The organism is Pseudomonas aestuarii (assembly GCF_027988105.1).
Classification (GTDB): domain Bacteria; phylum Pseudomonadota; class Gammaproteobacteria; order Pseudomonadales; family Pseudomonadaceae; genus Aquipseudomonas; species Aquipseudomonas aestuarii.
Window position 1 is genome coordinate 21,908 of record NZ_JAQJZJ010000017.1, and the last position, 17,153, is coordinate 39,060.

The window sequence follows — 17,153 nt, forward strand, 5'->3', positions numbered from 1 at the left end:
GGCCAAGCTACGCTGCGCCGGGCACCACCCATAGTGAAGTAGCTCATCACAGCAATTGAAAGCCTGGTATCTGAGCCCCCTTCTTCCCTAGCCTGCCATTGTGTTCAAGCAGAGTTCTGGGCGCCCTGCTCGTCCGCAATAAGCTTGTCCAGTACCCGCCGCGCACGCACAGCACCCGCATCGCCGGGCAGCAGGACTGGCTTGAGCGACCAGAAATCGGCGTCGCCAATCGCTTTTTGCTGCGCTTCGAGCATCGGCAAGTCTTCCTTGCTGAACGGCTCGTACAGGCCGGAGACCTGTTGCTCGGCAATTTGCGCGCCCTGCTCGCCCAGTTCATGAGGCATCGGAAAAGCGAACCAGTAGTGCGTGGTGGTCTCGGTCTCGGGCGTGAACAGGTGCGGCAACGGCGTCTCCCGGCCCTCGCTGCGCGCCTCGCCGGTCGCGACTGCGCCGGCCAGCAACAGCATGTTGGCCGGCGCGTCCCAGCGCACATCGATCCAGCGATCAACCGTGGTGCCGGCGGGAATTCCCATGGCTGCGTAGAGGAAGTCCGGCATGATCTCGGCCACAATCAGGCGGTAGGACCAGACCGTATTGCCTTGCTGCTCGACTTTGGTGATGGACTGACTCACGTCATCGCTGCCCAAGGTACCGGGGTGCAGGTACTGAATGTGCGACAGATCGAGGATATTGTCCGACTCAAGCACATAGTTCGCACGGGCGAGCAGGTAACGCTTAGCGACATACATGTGCTGCGGATCCATGCATGAAAAGTCGGGAATCAGCGACTCGTCAGCCTGCTCATCATCGCCCATCCAGATCCAGATTAGGCTGTATTTTTCGACAACGCGATAGGACTTGACCTTTGCCGCGCGCGGTATAGCACCGTCGCCGTGAGGATTTTTAGTGCAGGCACCGGAGCCGTCGAACTGCAGCCCATGATAGGCGCACTGAACGGTATTGCCGCACAGCTTGCCCATCGAAAGCGGAGCGAAGCGATGAGGGCAGCGGTCGAGGACCGCCTGGACCATGCCCGCTTCGTCGCGAAAGAACAACACCTGCTCGTCGAGCAGCATACGAGTAAACAGTTCACCGGGTTTCACTTCGTTATCCCAGGCGGCCACGTACCAAACGTTTCGTAGATAAGCCATATTGTTTTTATCCTCACCAAACCATGCGAAAAGCCATCGCCCAACCGGCGATCGCGCTTTGCTACCCTGTACCCGGGTCCCAGCAGCAGAAGCCCCTGCAGGCATCTCTGGCTGCCGCCCGCTGAACAGATGTAAGCTGCGCTCACATTAGCGTCGCTATCCGGTTCCGTCAATGAAGGTACTCATGAGCGATACACGGTCTTATCACCACGGCAATCTCCGCCAGGCCTTACTCGACGCCGCGCTCGAGGTCATCGAGCGCGATGGCTATCAGGCGCTATCACTTCGCGAACTGGCACAGGTCGTTGCCGTCTCGCGCGCCGCCCCTTACCGCCACTTCACCGATCGCGACGCACTGCTGACCGCGTGCGCCTGCGAGGGATTTCAGCTGTTGCTGAACGATCACCGACAAGTGATGGCCGGCTCGCAAAGCCCGCAGGAGAAAGCCCAAGCGCTGGGTCGGGCCTTCCTCGACTTTGCCGAGCGACGCCCAGGCCTATTCATGCTGATGTTTGATTCTGGCTTGTTGGTACAAGCCAATGAAGCGGACGAACTAGGCGGGTTGTTGCACGAGACCTATGAGCAGATCGGCGCGAGTGTGGCGAGCGCGCTTGGCAGCGCGGATGTGAAGCAAGTGAGGGTGCGGCTCGTGGCAATGTGGTCGACACTCTATGGTTATGCCAGGTTGAGACAGAGCCATATGCTCAAGCCCTACATGCTGGAACAATTGAGCCGGGCAGACACGGAAAACGCCGTGATTGCCGCCGCCTTCGGCCCATTGCCAAGCAATGGCTGTTCGGTATAGGCCATAAGCAACACAACAAATCGAAAGCGTGTGCCTAACTCAGTTGCCGTCTCCAATGGTAGTACCGCCATCAACCACGATGTTCTGACCAGTAATAAAGCCCCCCCAGGCGCGGCCAGCAACAGTGCCAGTGCGGCAATTTCATCGGGCGTACCGACACGGCGCAGCGGGGTCAGGGCCAGGCGCTTTTCTATCACCTCGGGCCGATCAGTCAGCGGTCGAGCGAACTCGGTCTGGATTACCCCGGGGCTGATCGCATTGACGCGAATGTTCGACGGCCCCCACTCCACCGCCAGGTTGCGTGCCAGCTGAGCCAGGCCGGCCTTTGACAGGCCGTAAAGGCCAAGGCCCTTGTTGCCGCGTACGCCAGCGATACTGGCCATCAACACCACGCTGCCGCCGCCCTGCGCCGCCATCTGCGGCAGCAGAGCGCTGGTCAGCCACAGGGCGCTGCGCAAGTTAACTGTCATGGTCAGGTCCCAGTCGGCATCGCTGGCGCTGCCGATCGGCCCCATGTGCGGCGCTATGCCAGCGTTGCAAGCCAGCACATCGATACGACCAAAGCGCTCATTTACGTCAGCAGCAAGCCGCACGACTGCAGCCTGAGAACTCAGGTCGGCGGTGAAAGACTGAGCCTCAAGGCCTTCTCCATTGAGCATGAGCGCGACACGCGAACAATCCTCGGCATTCTCGCTAGAGATCGCCAGGCGTGCGCCAGCACGGCCGTATTGGCGAGCAATCGCCAAGCCAATGCCGCGAGTAGCGCCGGTGATCAGCGCGACTTTACCGGAGAGATCGAACAGTTGGTTATTCACGATTTATCCCTTCACACCAGTTGGCAAGTTTCTTCGAACTCAAGCCGAATGCCTGCAGGGCGCAGTTTCTGAGGATCGCCATAACCCAAGCAGCAGAGGAAATTGCTCTTCCAGCGGCCATCCGAGAAGAACTCGGCGTCTACCTGGGCGTTGTCAAAGCCCGACATCGGCCCGCAATCCAAACCCAGCGCACGCGCCGCCACGATCAAGTACGCGCCCTGCAGGCTGCCGTTACGCAAGGCACCAACATAGGCCGCCTGCGGGTTTTCACGGTAAACCGCTCCAGCGTCGTAGATTGGAAACAGCTCGGGCAAGCGCTCGTAAAATTGGCTGTCGTAAGCGACGATCACCGTTATGGGTGCACCCAGCATCTTGTCGCCGTTGTGGCCTTTCAGCGCGGGCAGCAGACGCTGCTTAGCCTCGGGCGTACGAACAAAGACGAAACGCGCAGGGCTGCAATTATTGCTGGTTGGCCCCTGACGCAGCAGGCCGTACAACTGCTCAAGCTGGCCATCGGTGACCGGGCGGTCGAACCAGGCGTTATGCGATCGGGCCTCTAGGAATAGCTGATTGAGCGCTTTAGATGAAAGGGGTTGACTCATATCGAACTCCATTAAATTTCGTACGGCCGGGTGAGCTCCGACCTTCATGTAAGTACTCAGTGAGCGGCCCCAGATGCACCGGCCCTCGCCTGCAGGCCACCAAGTTTCGGGACGCCTAGACATGCCAGCGCGATCAGGAGCTGCACGCAGCCGACCACTGCGATCGCGGCCGGCAGCGAGGTGAGTACCCCTCCGGTCACCGCGAGAATCACCAGCGGACTAAGGAACTGGCCACTGAACATCGCCGAGTTGAACCCCCCGGTTGCACGCCCGCGCAAGTGCACGCCGACCTGCGCCATAATCCAAGTGATCAACGTAGGTAGCATCAATCCGAGGCCGAGCCCATTGACCACGACGGCGATGATTACCGCTTCGTGGGTAGACGCAACAGCCATCAGTAAAGCGCCTGCGCCCGTCAAGGCGAAGGCCGCTAGCAGTAGCCAGTCCAACCGATGACGTGCCAGTACGCGAAAGCTCAGTGCACCGGCAACGACCGCAAGCTGATTGGCACCCATGGTCATACCTATCAACTGGGGCGCTTCGACACCGAGCTGGCCGAGCAAATAACCGGCCTGGCTTGGCACCATCAACAGACTGATGCCGGCCAAAAGGGTGAGGGTATAAAGCGGCAACAAGGCCTTCCAGGGAAACGCTCTCACCTCGGCGACACGTTCGGCATGAGCACCACGATCCGGTTCCCACAGCAACCACGCCATCAGCGGCAGCAGCACAAGTCCAACCGCATAGAGTGCGAAAGGCATACGCCAGCTGTCCCCGCCGAGGAAACCAGACAGGGTGATGAACACCACGGCCGACAATGAAGTCGCGACCATCTGCAAGGCCAATAGGCGTTGCCGGCGCACACCGTTGTAATAATCGCCAATCAGCGTAGTGCAGCAGGTCATGATGCCGGCTTCGGCCAAGCCGATACCGGCGCGGCTGGCAACGATGAGGTACAGAGAATCGAGCCAGAGCGGCATCAGGCCGAACAGCGAATAGAGCACCAGGCTGATCAGCAACAGAGGCTTGCGTGCCATCCGGTCAGCGATGATCCCGGCAAAGGGTGCCAATAAACCGACCATCAGCGCAGGCAAGGCGATGACCAGTGGTACCAGCACTGTGCTGCCGGGGGTATCGGCAAAGTGCGCTTGCATGGCCGGTAGTAACGGCGCAACGAGCACGGCGGCCAGTACCGACAGGCAGCTGCCGAATAGCAACAGCGAAGCCTGTGGCCAGGAGGCGGTTGGTCCAAAACTGACTCTAGGCATGGGCCGGTACCTCGGCAGGTATGGCGTGCATCGCGGTACCGTACCGGACCAGCCCTTGCGCTAGTACTCGTAAGCCCCTGTGGCAGCCGTGGCTCAGACTGTCTGGGTATTCCATCATTTCGATACCTTTTGTTGTTATTGAAAGCGGCACGCTGGTATGCAAACCGAAGCCTTCTCGGCAGATGACGGTCAGCAAATGACAGCCCGGACCAGGTACTCCTGATCCGGGCCGCTGGGCTTAGGTGTAAGAGTGTTGTGCGATGCGCACGCTGGCCCTAACGATCCCTTTTTGCTCGGCCACCACTGTGACGGCGCTATCGGCCACGGCACCCATAGGAGAGGCAACGCGGCGCGCGGATGGGTAAAGGAAGTAGGCCAACGCCGGCAGCAACAACAGGGCCCCGAGCATGTTGCATAGGAACATGAAGCCCAGCAGCACGCCCATGTCGGCCTGGAACTTGATCGGCGAGAAGATCCAGGTGCCGACTCCAATCGCCAGTGTTACGCCGGTCAGAATCACCACCTTGCCAGTGCAGACCAGAGCCCGGTAGTACGCCTCGGAGAGGCTGGCACCAAGGCGCATCTGAATAAGCACGATGCTCATCACGTAGAGCGCATAATCCACGCCGATGCCTACGCCTAGGGCAATTACCGGCAGTGTCGCCACTTTCAGGCCTATGCCCAGCCAGACCATCAGCGCTTCGCAGAGAATCGAGGTCAGCATCAGAGGCAGCACGGCGCAGGTCACTGCGCGCCAAGAACGGAAGGTCAGCAAGCAGAGCAGAATGACTGCGCCATAAACCCACCAGAGCATTTCACGGTTCGCCTGCTTGACCACAATATTGGTCGCCGCCTCGATCCCGGCGCTGCCCGCCGCAAGCAGGAACTGCGCCTGCTCGTTGTCATTTTCAGCAGCGAAGGTCTGGACGGTATCGACGACAGACGTGAGGGTGTCGGCCTTGTGGTCAGCCAGGTAAGCATACTGGGTCAGCATGCTACATTCATCGTTGTACAGCCCCCGCGGCGCACTAGCCGTAATCATGTTCAGGGTGGCCTGGTTATTCATCAGTTCATACCACTTGGGGTTACCTTCCGACAGCCCAACAAGAACCCGGCGATTGAGCTGTGCCAGCGAATTGGTCGACTCCACCCCTGACAATGCACGCAACCTCCAGTCGAGGTTGTCGACACGTTTGAGTGTGTCGTATGCGGCGCAGCCGCCGACCGGGGTTTTGACCATGATCGCGAAGACATCGCTGCTGGCACCGTAGTGCGAGGTGATGTACGCGTTGTCCTGGTTGTAGCGCGAATCGGCGCGCAACTCCGGCGCCCCGGCATCCAAGTCACCGACTTTCAGCTGCAGGCTGATGAAATAACCGCCCCCGGCCAGCACCGCGGCAGCCAACACGCAGCCAGTCGCCCAGCCGCGGCGGGTGAATAGGTCGAGGAAGCGCCACAGCGGATGCTTGGTCGCCCCGCTGGCATCGGCCAGTTCGGCGCGCAGACTGCGCTGTGCGGCTCTGGCGCTGACACCGAGATAGGACAGCAGGATCGGCAGCAAGATCAGATTGCTCAGAATCAGCACCGCCACGCCAATACTGGCGGTGATCGCCAAGTCCTGAATCACCGGGATATCGATGAACATCAACACCGCAAAACCCACCGCATCGCTGATCAACGCAGTCAGCCCGGCGATGAACAAACGGCGGAAAGTGATGCGCGCCGCCACCAGTTTGTGCAAGCCGCGGCCGATGTCCTGCATGATGCCGTTCATCTTTTGCGCGCCATGACTAATGCCAATGGCGAATATCAGAAACGGCACCAGCACCGAATACGGATCCAGCTCGTAGCCCAGTAGCGGCAACAGGCCAAGCTGCCAGACCACTGCGACCAGAGAACAGCCCATCACCAGCAAAGTGCTGCGTACGCAGCGGGTATACCAGAACAACACCATGCAGGTGATGGCGATGGCGGCAGCGAAGAACAGCAAAATCTGCTGCAAGCCCTCGATAAGGTCGCCGACCACCTTAGCGAAGCCGGTGATGCGAATCTCGACCGGCCCGTTCTGGTACTTGTCACGCAGGGCTTCAAGCTGGTTCGACAGTACGGTGTAATCCAACGGCTGCCCATCCGCGTTCGCCAGCAGCGGCACGTAAATGATGCTCGACTGTTGATCGAACGCAACCAACTGGCCAATCTCGTTGGAGCGTTCGATATTGCGCCGCAACTTTTCGAGGCTGGTATCGGAACCATCGTAGTTATCCGGAATCACCGGCCCGCCTTCGAGCCCCATCTCGGTGACGCCGACCCAACGGGTTGAAGAGGTCCACAACGACTTCATATAGGTACGGTCAACGCCAGGCAGCAGATAGACCTCGTCACTGAGCGCCTGCAGAGTTTTTTGGTAATCGGCTTCGTAGATGCTACCGCGCTTGTTAACGACGGCGATGCGAACAGCGTTGCCAAGCCCGCTCAGCTGGCTCTGATTTTCGAGGTAATTGACAATGAATGGGTGATTGCTCGGAATCATCTTTTCAAAGCTGGCATTAAAGCCCAGCTTGGTAGCCTGCCAGCCGAGCAGCAAGGTAATAACCAGGCACATCAGTACAACTACACCACGGAAGTTGAACAGCGCACGCTCGAGCAGCGATCCGGAGTTGGTATCAAAAGCGGCCCTAACCTGGGTCGTGTCCATGTTGGGCGAATTCGGGACGTGCATGGCTTACTCCGCTGAAGCTTGGGAATTGGCGTGATCGACAGGTGTTAGCATTACCGGTCCCGAAAAGCCGACGCCGATCAGCTGACCGCCCGAGGCAACGACCGCATCGGTTAACCGTGTTTTCGTATTCATCAGCGACCGCAGCCGACCGTCGGTGGAAACCTCGAGCAGCCCCCCCGCCTGATTGACCAGAAGCAACCGCTTGCCATCGGTTACGCTGGAGGTCAGTGATACGGAAATGGGATTGTCTAGCGACTGGAAGCTGCTGCCCTGATCGCCCGACAGCAAGACAGTACCGCGTAACCCCGCCAGAATCAGATCACCGCTGGGCAAAAGGCCCACTGTGAAGAAACTGCCCTCATAAGGTGTGCTTATCTTTTCAAATGTCGCTCCACCATCCAGCGAGCGCAGGAACAGGCCCTGCTCGCCGACCATGTACAGCTCACGTCCTTTCTTCGCGATGCCGTATATATGAGCGCCCCAATCGTTCGGCAAGCGCCCCATAATCGACGCCCAGCTCTTGCCACCGTCGCGGGTTTGCAGCGCCAGGCCATAGGCGCCGGCAACGATGCCATTGCGCGTATCACTGAATTGCAGAGTGAGGAAAGGTTTGTCCGGGCCGTCGTCCATCAGCAACTGTGCGGCATCCCTACGGGGCGAACCTTGCTCGCTAGCAGCCTGGGCGGCGTCAAACTCAATTTGCGCGGCACGGCGCCCATCAAGCTGCAGAGTCCAATGTTCGCCGCCATCTTCGCTGTGCAACACCACGCCTGCGTGGCCAACCGCCCAACCTTGGAGCTCATCCATAAACTGAACTGCAGTGAGCGTGCTGCTGACCGGGACCGCGCCCTGCCGCCAGCTTGCGCCGTTGTCGTCAGAGAGCAGAATCACGCCGCGCTCGCCAACCGCAACCAGCCGACCGCCGGCACGAGCGATGCCCAGCAATACGGCATTAACTGCCTGTACCGACTGAGTGGCTGGATTATTGAGAACGTCGATTGGCGTGATCGCCAGCACTGGGCTGGTCAGCGCGCTGCACACTAGGGCTAGCAGGCTGCAGCGCATACGTCGGCAGGTCACCGCAAAGTGGTGGATTAGCATTTTTTGTACCTCTTATTTTTATTTCCGACACCCCGTGCTCGCATTGCTCGTCTGGGTGCAGATGTCTGGTCGTGCCGGCCAAAACGGTCGATAGCCATGCGGATATCCGCGTGACAATTGACGGCCGAGCCTGCCGATCAAAATGTTAAATCACAAATTAGGGCTCTCTGAGGCAGCTGGCTAATCGATCTTAAGGATATGAAGTATCGTAATTACCAATGCCAGTGGCAGGAAGCAGTTCGCTGTGACCTATGGCAGGCTCACCCCTTACCACAGTCGCGATGGCCTAGCAGCCTGTCGGACTTGAATTCACGAGCAGGGCATCAGTAGCAAAGGCGAAGTGATTCGTTCACTACTCAGGCGTTTTCGGGCGTTTTTTGTCCGAATTTTCGGAGCTCGAGCGGATTTATCCCATCTTTTACCTGCAAGGGACGGATTTGTGGTGCAAAGCGGCCATGCGTTTCAAATTCCAGGCCAGACAAACCAGGCGCCATTCCCCACTCACCTTGTCCATGCCCCGCAGCAGAAACTGACGGAATCCCATGACCGATTTGATGATGCCGAACACCGGTTCCACCGTCTGTTTGCGCAGCGCATAGAGGCGGCGTCCCGGCTGACTCTTGAGTTTGTGCGCCATGCGTTGTTGGGTGCTGGCATCCGCGTCGAGCGGTGCCGGCTCCTCGAAGCGTGCCCGCCAGTCGGGATGGTGGTCTTCGCGCGCCACCGCCAGGTAGGGTTCGATTTCGGCCGCTTCGCAGGCGGCAATGTTGCTTTCGCTGTTGTACCCACAGTCCCCGAGCAGCGCCTGCACCTGGCCCAACGAGGCCGGTAGCGCCTTGAGCTCGGCCAGCATGGGGACGACTTGGTGCTTGTCGTTGCCCGCCTGAGTCAGGTCCTGGGCCACCACCAGCAGCGTGTCGGTATCCACCGCTGCCTGGGCGTTGTAGCACTGCTCGAAGCCGCCGCCGGCCACCCGCATGATGCGCGAGTCTTCGTCGGTGAGGTTGATTTGCTCGTGCGCCTCAGGCCCTTGCACCGGGGCTTTGGGCGGCTTGCCGCCAGGCTTCTTACCGGTTTGTGCAGCACGTGCCGCACGCTTGGCGAGTTTCTCTTGGTAGGCGGCCTGATCCTGTTCGAAACGCGCGCGGGCGCGCGCCTCGATCTTGGCCTTGGCGGCGTCCATGGCGACCAAGCGATCTTGCCGGCGCTTGATCTCGTCAGGCAGGTCGATGCCATCGGGGAGCTCCGCCTGGTCGGCGCTCTCGGCCAGTGCCAGGAGCTCCTGTACTTCGTCCTTGAGCTGACGCTCGAGCACCTGGATATGGCCATAGGAAAGCGCGCTGTGGCGTGAGGCATTAGCGTGTAGCTTGGTACCGTCGAGGCTGACGGTGCCGAGCTTGAGCAGCTTCATTTCGCCCGCCAGTTCCAGCACCTGGAGGAAGATGTCGGCCAACTCGTCGAGGAAACGGCGGCGGAAGCTGGCCAGGGTATCGTGATCGGGGTGGCTGCCGGCGGCCAGGTAGCGGAAGGCGAGCGAGTCGTAAGTGGCGCGTTCGATCTTGCGACTGGAAAAGATCCCGCTGGCATAGCCGTAAACCAGCAGACTGAGCAGCACCTCGGGGTGATAGGCGGCGCTGCCGCGTCCGCCATAGGCGCGGGTCAGCGCGCCCAGGTCGAGCCGTTCGATGGCTTCGAGAACGAAGCGGGCCAGGTGGTCTTCAGGCAACCAGTCGTCCAGCGATGGCGGGAACAGGTAGTCGGTCTTGCGGTCGATCGGGCGAAAGCGGCTCATGCGGGGGGCATCGGCTGGGCGGTGCCGGGATTATCCTCGAATGAAGCGGGAAAGTCCGACAGGCTGCTAGAGCGACTGGAAACCGCCGCCATCACGGCCTTTATCCCAGACAACGGCTACCGCAAGCGCGATCCGCGCTATGCAGGGCAAGAACAACACCTGAACAAACCCGACCCGCTCTGGGACAAAAGCGCCAAGCCGCGCACCAGCAAGCGCTATACACCCGCCGACTTTCAGTTCGACCCCGCGCAGCAAACCTGCACCTGCCCTGCCGGCAAACAGCTCTACCGCAACGGCAGCCACTGCCTGATCAAGGGCCAGCCAGCGATCAAATTCCAGGGCGCCCTGCGCGACTGTCTGAGCTGCCTGCAGCGCAAACACTGCCGCGCACGCCGGAGAAAACCGCCGCGCGCCAGGTCGCCTTCTTCTTGCCCACAACCACCCAGGACAACGCGCTAAGCCGCATGCGTCGGCGCATCGACAGCCCGCAAGGACGCGAGATGATCACCCGCCGCTTCGCCACGGTGGAACCGGTGTTCGGCAACCTGCGCCACAACAAACGCCTGGACCGCTTCAGCCTGCGTGGCCGTGAACGTGTGGATGGCCAGTGGAAGCTCTACTGCGTCACCCACAACATCGAAAAACTGGCCCATCGCGAGGCCTGGTCATGACAACCAGCCCGCAGAACACCACCCAAACACCCCTCACGCGCCCCATCAACGCCCGTGAATGGCCAACCACTCACATATCCGCCCAGAACACCCATCGCCAGATACGCGCTCGGCTTCTCGAAAAAAGTGCTGTGAGCCTGGATAGCGGGAGTGTTTTTAGGGTTTGTCTACAGCTTCGATAGCGGAAATGCTCGGTATCTTGGCGATGGATAGCGATACCCGAAGCGTTTGACCACCTCGAAATAAAAAAAACCCGACCGTATGGCCATAATGCTGTTCACTTAAGCGGAGCAGCCTTCCGATCCACTGGGTAGCGGGTCTTTGAAATCTTCACCGTCCTTGGTCTTGATGGCCTTGGGCGGTGATCAAGAAACAGCCCGCCGATTCCCGCCCTCGACTCCGACAAGCGTCTTCCTGTTGCTGAGATCGGGTTGGCCGCCGCCATCACGATCAGTTGCACGGCGATGTATTGGGCCACTGGCTTGAAGCGGATGTCGCACGGAGAGCGGCCGAAGGCGACGGCTGCCTGACCGGCTTCACGACGGATGATATTGTAGGCCAGCAACAATCCCCAGACCTCCTGGTAGACCAGCTCCTTTACCTTGCTACGCAGGGTCATTGCATTCTGTTGCAGAGAGCTCTTGATATCCCGGAAGCCCAGCTCGATCTCCCAGCGCTCCTGATACAGCTTGGCAATGGCTTTGGTGCTGTAAGTATCCGCCGGCAGCGAGGTGAGTACTGTTTTGAGCTTGCCCTTTACCTCATAGCTGACTTCGCGCACGTCCCAGTGCGTTGGCAGGCTGGGGTTGCGCTTTCTGGCCTGTGGCGACACCTTCATGCGCAGCAAGCAATCACCCTTACCATAGCGAGCGACTTCCTCGCTGACCAAGCCCTTGCGGGCCGGAATCAGCCAGTGCCGGTTTTCCCCTGCCGCGGCCAGGCTCGGCAGTAAGTCGGCACCCCAGAAGCCCTTATCGAACAGCGTTACCAAATGGTTGGGGATCTGCTGCAAAAACTCATCGGCCAAGCGCATCTCACTGCGTCGGTAGGGGCTCAGTTGGGCATCCAGAATCAGGTGCGCACATTCATCAGGGCCACCAGGCGCAGCATGGGAAACGGCGTCTGCCGCTCAGTGGCGGTATTGCCGGAGCCGAAATGCTCACGGAGTTCGGGGGTGTCTGGGGTGCGCAGGAGCGCACCATCCACAGCCAATACCTGCAGGCCCTGCCAGGTATCGCCCTCATAGCGCTCGCGGCCCCACTGATTACCCGTCTGGCGAAACAGCCATTCAAGCAGATCGGCTCCCAGCCGTTTGCGCGCCTCGGTGACACCGCTTCTGGCTAGCAGGTCGTGAGAGGCCAGGCCCTGGGCGCAGATGTTCAGACGCCGGGCGACCTCGTGAACCGGCTCGTCGCGGAACAAGGCCATACCAAGCACCAGCCAGAGCACCTGATCGCTGGGCAGGCGCCGCCGTCGTATGGTGGCCTGGGTGGAAAGGTCCAGCGCGGATGCCACCCACTCGATCGGGATGTTCTGGGTGAAGGTGCTCAAATCGGAGAAGTTGAGCAGTTCACCTAAGTCGAGCAGTTGCTGTTGGAGAGACATAAAAAATCCGATGCCAGAGACCTGGCATCGGATTTTCGGGGAAGCCCTGTCGGGGTTCAAATGCTTAAGTGAACAGCATTACGACCGTATGGCCAGGGGTTTGATTGGTGCGCCAGGGGGTTTGTCGGCGTATCAGCGCAAGCTCGACCCGGTCAGCGAAGCCGGCAGGAAATGCGAATCCGGCCAGCCACCTTCCTTGATAACCAGGCTGCCCTGATGGTTGCTCTCGAGATTGCTCGCGTACCAGGTTCCGGCGACCAGATCGTAGAAGCCGTGCGGGCCTTGCACGAAGCCAGGCAGCTCGGGCGCGGTCACCGGCAGGTTGAACAGTACCTTCCACAGGTTACCCTTGGCGTCGTAGCGCTCACCAGCCACGGCACGCCAGCTGTCCTCGTCGATGTAGTAGGTACCTTTGGAAGCCGTATGGCGCTGCCCTCCGCGCAGGGTCGCCTCAACGACGTAAACGCGATGCAGCTCCCACCGCACGTAGTCCGGATTCATATGATTCGCCATCAGCAGCTCGTCGGTACTGGGTGCCAACTGGCTCTTGTTGGCATTGTAGGGAATCAACATTTCCTTCTTACCAACCAGCTTCCAATCGAAGCGATCAAGGCGACCCAGCCACACTTGCAGGTCGTCGAAACCGGCGACACCAGCGGCAGCGGGGGTCGGTGTGTCACAGCAAGCAGTGGGCAGCATGCGCACCCTACGCTGGCCGGTCAGGTAGACCCAGGTGCGCGACTGGTCAGGCTGGAGGTTTTCCCGGCCGATAATGGCTTCCTTGGCACGGATCGGCGGACCGTCATTGACCATGCGGAACAGCCAGTAGTCGCGGCCTAACTTACCCTTAAAAGTCTCCAGGTCGCTCTTCGGATCGTAATAAGGCATCTGGATTTCCGACGTCCCAACCGCAGTGGTCACATTCCGGCCGTCCGCGCTTATCAGCGCATTAGTCATCGGCTGCTGGAAGGCATACCCGCGCCAATGCAGCAGGTGATTCCACATGACCTGCGCGCCATCGGCCGGAAACGGGAAGGGCACGCCACCGAAGATCTCTGACGGCGTATGACCTGGGTTATCGGCAGCAGTTGCGCGGGTAGCGTTGGCGAAGGTGTTGTCGTAGAACGCCTGCGGCGCGGCGAATGTGCGGTGACTCGGATACACGTCGATCCGATAGGTGTCAGGAAATTTCTGCAGCATCGCCTTGGTGCCCGCGGTGAGTACTTTCTCGTACTCGCCCATGTTCTGGGCCGTCACTGAATACAGCGGCTTTTCGTCAGCGAACGGGTTACTCCGTTTGCCCTTGCCGTCGTAACTGCCGCCGGTCAAGCCACCGTCCCAGGCCGGGATGCTGCCATCCGCATTGCCTGCTCGCTCCGAGCCCATTGGCGTCAGTTCGTTGCCCTTCAGCTTTTCGGCCTCTTGCGGGCTAACCCCCGCGTAGGCCAGTGGCGCGGCTATCAACATGGCGGCGCAGAGGGCGCTCAGACGAATACCTATATTTATTGTTTTCATTCGATTCTCCTTAGAAAGTGCGGCTTATGTAGGCCGAAATTAAATCGCGGTCGGCCAGAGGCTGATCAAAGCTGTATTGGTTGGCCGCGTTGAGAAAGTGCCCACGATCGCCGAAGAAATTGGTGTAGGTCACGCCGATGTTCCAATCCTGCAGATAAGTGCCACGTACCCCGATGTTGAAGTCGCCGCCACGGTCTACGCCGAAGCCACCGACCGCACGCGAGGCGCCCTTGGGGCTGTAACCGATGCCGACCGGTACGCTCAGGTCGAGCTGCGACACCACCTGACGATAGGTCGGCGTGAACACGGCGCGGAAGCCCCAGGCATCGCGGGTCGTGTTGGGATCGACCTTTTCAGGATTATCGGTCACGCTCAACGCACGGTTCCACGCCACTTCACCGACCAGGCTCGACTCTCGGAACAGCGGGTTGGTTGGCAGCGTGGCGATCATCGAGAGTTGTGCATGCAACGTGTTGCCCTTAGCGAAGGCAGCGTTGTCATCGTTATCCTCGACCTGGCCGGGAGAGATGGATACGTTACTCGACACGAGCGGGCTGTTGCGCCGCGTGGATACTTCCAAGCCCAGATTCACCGGACCGAAGGTATTGCTCACGCTGGCACCGAAGGCCTTGATGTTTTCGCCGTAAGCCCACTCGAAACTGGTGGGAGGACCAGGCTTGGTGAAACGGGTTTGCGAAAGCCCGGTCTTGGCGTGGTACTGGATAGCGTACAGACCGTATTCAGCATTACCATCGGGTAGACGGAAACGCATGCTGATACCGCCTTGCCCGGAATCCTTGGGTTTGTTGTAGATCACCGGGGCGCTTGGTGCGAAGGGTTGCGGTCCGAACAACACATTTTCGGAACCGTCCCCCACGATGTCGCCAACGCTGAAATAGCTGCCAGCACCCGGTAGGCGGTGCCCTTCCCACTCAAACTGGTAGTAAGCCGCTAGAGTGATGTCCGGGGTGAGGTCGAACTGCGCCGAAATCTGCTCGACCGGGCGGATTAACTCACGGAACTGAGTGTTGGGCACTGATTGTGCCTTAACGATATCCACCGGCTGCATGCCACCGGCTATGCCGTTGGCTCCGTAGAACAGACTCTCACCCCAAATCAAGGCGTGCTGCCCCAGGCGGGCAGTCAGGTTCCGCCCGCCGATATCAAAGCGACCGAGCAAAAAATAGTCGAGAAACTCGGCATCGCGGCCATGCAGGTCAAGCGTCCCATCTGGGAACTCTCCGACCTTGGTGCTCGGGAAGTTCCAGCTAGCCGGGTTGTCGTGATCGGTACCACTGTTGTAGACGCTGTCGTACCAGCCGGCGCCGGATACACGCAACCCGAAGTTGCTGCCGTACATCACTTCCACTTCGGAGAGGATGTCGAAGCGGTTCGATACCAAACCTCGCTCGAAGTTACGATTGCCATCGTCCTGGTTGATGTTGCTGATCAGCTCGTCGTCCTGGCCGCTGACGCGGAACGCATTGCTGTATTTCACCGTATTGTCCCAGCGCACACTGAGATCTGGATTGCCGGTATCGAGCTCCATCGCCTGGGTCATCGGGGCGATGGCGCCTATCGAGATGGCAAGTAGGCTTAGCACGAACGGTTTACGCGCGGCACGTATTGGTGTGGTAGTCGCTGGAATTACCATGATAGAACCCTCTTTTTTTGTTTTGATTAACCTTTTCTAACTCCCCCTGCTTTCGCTGGCGCGCAGCGCCAGGCAGGAGTATCTCCTTCGCGGGCAGACACGTCCTGCGCCTGCTAGCGATCAGATCGGCTGAGCGGTCAGTTTGAGCATTTCCTTGACCATCCCGACCCGATCGAAGGCGTGGTCGTGAGCCATTTCCTTATCACCGGCGAGGATGGATTGCTCTGCGATGTACTTGCAGCGATCGAAACGCCGCCGCATGAAGCGGCCAAGCTTAGTGTCGATGGAGTCCGCGCCGCGCACCTCTTCACTCAGCACGATGGCGTCCTCAATGGCCATGCCAGCGCCCTGCCCCAGATGCGGAGTCGTGGCATGGGCGGCGTCGCCGATCAGGATCACTCGGCCATGGAACCAGGGTTCGTTGACGAACAGCACTTCCATGGGCTTGTAGACAACTTGGCTGTTATCGGTAATCTGATCGCGCAACTCGCCGACTAGCCCGCCGATATTCTTGATGCGGTCGCGCATCAGCTCGGCCAGCTTATTCGGATCCATCCACGGGTTATCCGGCTCGTGCGAGGTGGAGAACATGTACATCAGGTGCTCGCCGAGCGGGACCAGCCCCGCGTTGCCGTCGACGCCTTGGTAGCTCGCCAGATGATCAATACTGGGGTGACGCGGGAAGTTGTAACGCCACACGGCCTGGCCAGTGAAACGCGGCGTGTATTGGTCACCGAACAGCATCTGACGGATCTTGGAATAGACGCCATCGGCACCAACCACTAAATCGTAACGGCCTTTACTGCCGTCGGTGAATTCGACGTCTACGCCCGCGGCGTCCTGCTCCAGACGCTCGACCGTAGTTCCCAGCCGGATGTGCGCACCGAGGTCCATCGCGTTCTCGGAGAGCACCTGATGCAGCGCCAAACGCGAGACGCCCATGTTGGCCGGATAATCAGGCCCGGCTAGACGCTGGCCAGGGATACGCGCCAGCTGGTTGCCTTGCAGGTTGTAGATGCATACATCCTCGAAGGCGTAGCCGGCCTTCAGATACGTATCCAGCACGCCGAGCCGTGCCATTTCGCGGACCACATTGCTCTGCTGGATGATGCCGACCCCGTAGACTGTCCACTCGGACTTAAGCTCGACCAGATCGACCTGCACCCCTTCGCGGCGTAACGCAATGGCAGTGCATAGGCCACCGATCCCGCCACCGACGATCAGAACCTTCTTTACTTCATGCATGATGCTTTCCCTTGTTCTTGTTATCTGCTGAGCGATTCCGTCGGGCTCAAGCGTCACAAACAGCCGGCACCCAAAATCGGTGACTCTCCAACGCTTGTATTCGACGGACGTTCGTACGAGACCGTATTGCGCAGTGCAAGAAGTCGCTGCCTACATACGTTCGTTGTAAACACAAACTAGGGCGGGAGAAGGAATTTGACTAATCGTGAG

The 17,153-nt window shown here is 59.6% G+C and carries 13 protein-coding genes and 1 pseudogene; 2 read left to right on the forward strand and 12 right to left on the reverse strand.

The features are described 5' to 3' along the window. Positions 1–104: 104 nt before the first annotated feature. Complete coding sequence (locus tag PH586_RS22790) at positions 105–1,151, reverse strand: Rieske 2Fe-2S domain-containing protein (protein WP_408637042.1); 1,047 nt, start codon at positions 1,149–1,151, stop codon at positions 105–107. A 184-nt stretch (positions 1,152–1,335) separates the two neighbouring features. On the opposite strand from PH586_RS22790, the gene PH586_RS22795 reads away from it, so the two are divergent. Next, positions 1,336–1,956 carry a TetR/AcrR family transcriptional regulator gene (locus PH586_RS22795; RefSeq protein ID WP_271350099.1) on the forward strand — a complete coding sequence of 207 codons (621 nt, stop codon included), beginning with the start codon at positions 1,336–1,338 and terminating at the stop codon, positions 1,954–1,956. Here PH586_RS22795 and PH586_RS22800 read toward each other — a convergent pair. The 7 genes from PH586_RS22800 to PH586_RS22830 all read right to left on the reverse strand — a co-directional run bounded on the left by PH586_RS22800 (position 1,863) and on the right by PH586_RS22830 (position 10,634). After that, complete coding sequence (locus tag PH586_RS22800) at positions 1,863–2,771, reverse strand: SDR family NAD(P)-dependent oxidoreductase (RefSeq protein WP_271350100.1); 909 nt, start codon at positions 2,769–2,771, stop codon at positions 1,863–1,865. The genes PH586_RS22795 and PH586_RS22800 overlap by 94 nt on opposite strands. Before the next feature lie 11 nt (positions 2,772–2,782). Then, on the reverse strand, positions 2,783–3,373 hold the full coding sequence (locus PH586_RS22805) for a malonic semialdehyde reductase (protein WP_271350101.1): 591 nt from the start codon (positions 3,371–3,373) through the stop codon (positions 2,783–2,785). A 56-nt stretch (positions 3,374–3,429) separates the two neighbouring features. Next, positions 3,430–4,641: an MFS transporter gene (locus PH586_RS22810; RefSeq protein ID WP_271350102.1), complete on the reverse strand. Its 1,212-nt coding sequence runs from the start codon at positions 4,639–4,641 to the stop codon at positions 3,430–3,432. 238 nt (positions 4,642–4,879) lie between these two features. Continuing rightward, a complete protein-coding gene (locus PH586_RS22815; RefSeq protein WP_271350103.1) occupies positions 4,880–7,360 on the reverse strand; it encodes an efflux RND transporter permease subunit in 2,481 nt (826 codons plus the stop codon). Between the two features lie 3 nt (positions 7,361–7,363). Beyond that, positions 7,364–8,461: a WD40/YVTN/BNR-like repeat-containing protein gene (locus tag PH586_RS22820; protein WP_271350104.1), complete on the reverse strand. Its 1,098-nt coding sequence runs from the start codon at positions 8,459–8,461 to the stop codon at positions 7,364–7,366. Positions 8,462–8,879: 418 nt separating this feature from the next. Beyond that, the gene (locus PH586_RS22825) at positions 8,880–10,253 is read right to left on the reverse strand and encodes an IS1182 family transposase (RefSeq protein WP_271350105.1); all 1,374 of its coding nucleotides are present in this window, start codon (positions 10,251–10,253) and stop codon (positions 8,880–8,882) included. A 66-nt stretch (positions 10,254–10,319) separates the two neighbouring features. Beyond that, on the reverse strand, positions 10,320–10,634 hold the full coding sequence (locus PH586_RS22830) for a hypothetical protein (protein ID WP_271350106.1): 315 nt from the start codon (positions 10,632–10,634) through the stop codon (positions 10,320–10,322). A gap of 47 nt (positions 10,635–10,681) precedes the next feature. Between PH586_RS22830 and PH586_RS22835 the strand changes: the two genes are divergently transcribed. Continuing rightward, the gene (locus PH586_RS22835; protein WP_271350107.1) at positions 10,682–10,924 is read left to right on the forward strand and encodes a transposase; all 243 of its coding nucleotides are present in this window, start codon (positions 10,682–10,684) and stop codon (positions 10,922–10,924) included. Positions 10,925–11,201: 277 nt separating this feature from the next. On the opposite strand, the pseudogene PH586_RS22840 reads toward PH586_RS22835, so the two are convergent. From PH586_RS22840 to PH586_RS22855, 4 genes and pseudogenes are all read right to left on the reverse strand, one after another. Beyond that, positions 11,202–12,529, reverse strand: a pseudogene (locus tag PH586_RS22840) (IS4 family transposase). Between the two features lie 132 nt (positions 12,530–12,661). Beyond that, the gene (locus PH586_RS22845; RefSeq protein ID WP_271350108.1) at positions 12,662–14,044 is read right to left on the reverse strand and encodes a DUF1329 domain-containing protein; all 1,383 of its coding nucleotides are present in this window, start codon (positions 14,042–14,044) and stop codon (positions 12,662–12,664) included. Positions 14,045–14,054: 10 nt separating this feature from the next. Then, positions 14,055–15,698 (reverse strand): DUF1302 domain-containing protein, encoded by a 1,644-nt coding sequence (locus PH586_RS22850; RefSeq protein ID WP_271350109.1) that lies wholly within the window; start codon positions 15,696–15,698, stop codon positions 14,055–14,057. Positions 15,699–15,818: 120 nt separating this feature from the next. Next, the gene (locus PH586_RS22855) at positions 15,819–16,943 is read right to left on the reverse strand and encodes an FAD-dependent oxidoreductase (RefSeq protein ID WP_271350110.1); all 1,125 of its coding nucleotides are present in this window, start codon (positions 16,941–16,943) and stop codon (positions 15,819–15,821) included. Between the last annotated feature and the right edge of the window lie 210 nt (positions 16,944–17,153).

Excerpts from the sequence above, each read along its gene's own strand:
- PH586_RS22795 (WP_271350099.1), top strand. The coding sequence starts at position 1,336 with ATGAGCGATACACGGTCTTATCACCACGGCAATCTCCGCCAGGCCTTA.
- PH586_RS22790 (WP_408637042.1), bottom strand. The coding sequence starts at position 1,151 with ATGGCTTATCTACGAAACGTTTGGTACGTGGCCGCCTGGGATAACGAA.
- PH586_RS22815 (WP_271350103.1), bottom strand. The coding sequence starts at position 7,360 with ATGCACGTCCCGAATTCGCCCAACATGGACACGACCCAGGTTAGGGCC.
- PH586_RS22805 (WP_271350101.1), bottom strand. The coding sequence starts at position 3,373 with ATGAGTCAACCCCTTTCATCTAAAGCGCTCAATCAGCTATTCCTAGAG.
- PH586_RS22850 (WP_271350109.1), bottom strand. The coding sequence starts at position 15,698 with ATGGTAATTCCAGCGACTACCACACCAATACGTGCCGCGCGTAAACCG.
- PH586_RS22820 (WP_271350104.1), bottom strand. The coding sequence starts at position 8,461 with ATGCTAATCCACCACTTTGCGGTGACCTGCCGACGTATGCGCTGCAGC.
- PH586_RS22845 (WP_271350108.1), bottom strand. The coding sequence starts at position 14,044 with ATGAAAACAATAAATATAGGTATTCGTCTGAGCGCCCTCTGCGCCGCC.
- PH586_RS22810 (WP_271350102.1), bottom strand. The coding sequence starts at position 4,641 with ATGCCTAGAGTCAGTTTTGGACCAACCGCCTCCTGGCCACAGGCTTCG.
- PH586_RS22825 (WP_271350105.1), bottom strand. The coding sequence starts at position 10,253 with ATGAGCCGCTTTCGCCCGATCGACCGCAAGACCGACTACCTGTTCCCG.
- PH586_RS22855 (WP_271350110.1), bottom strand. The coding sequence starts at position 16,943 with ATGCATGAAGTAAAGAAGGTTCTGATCGTCGGTGGCGGGATCGGTGGC.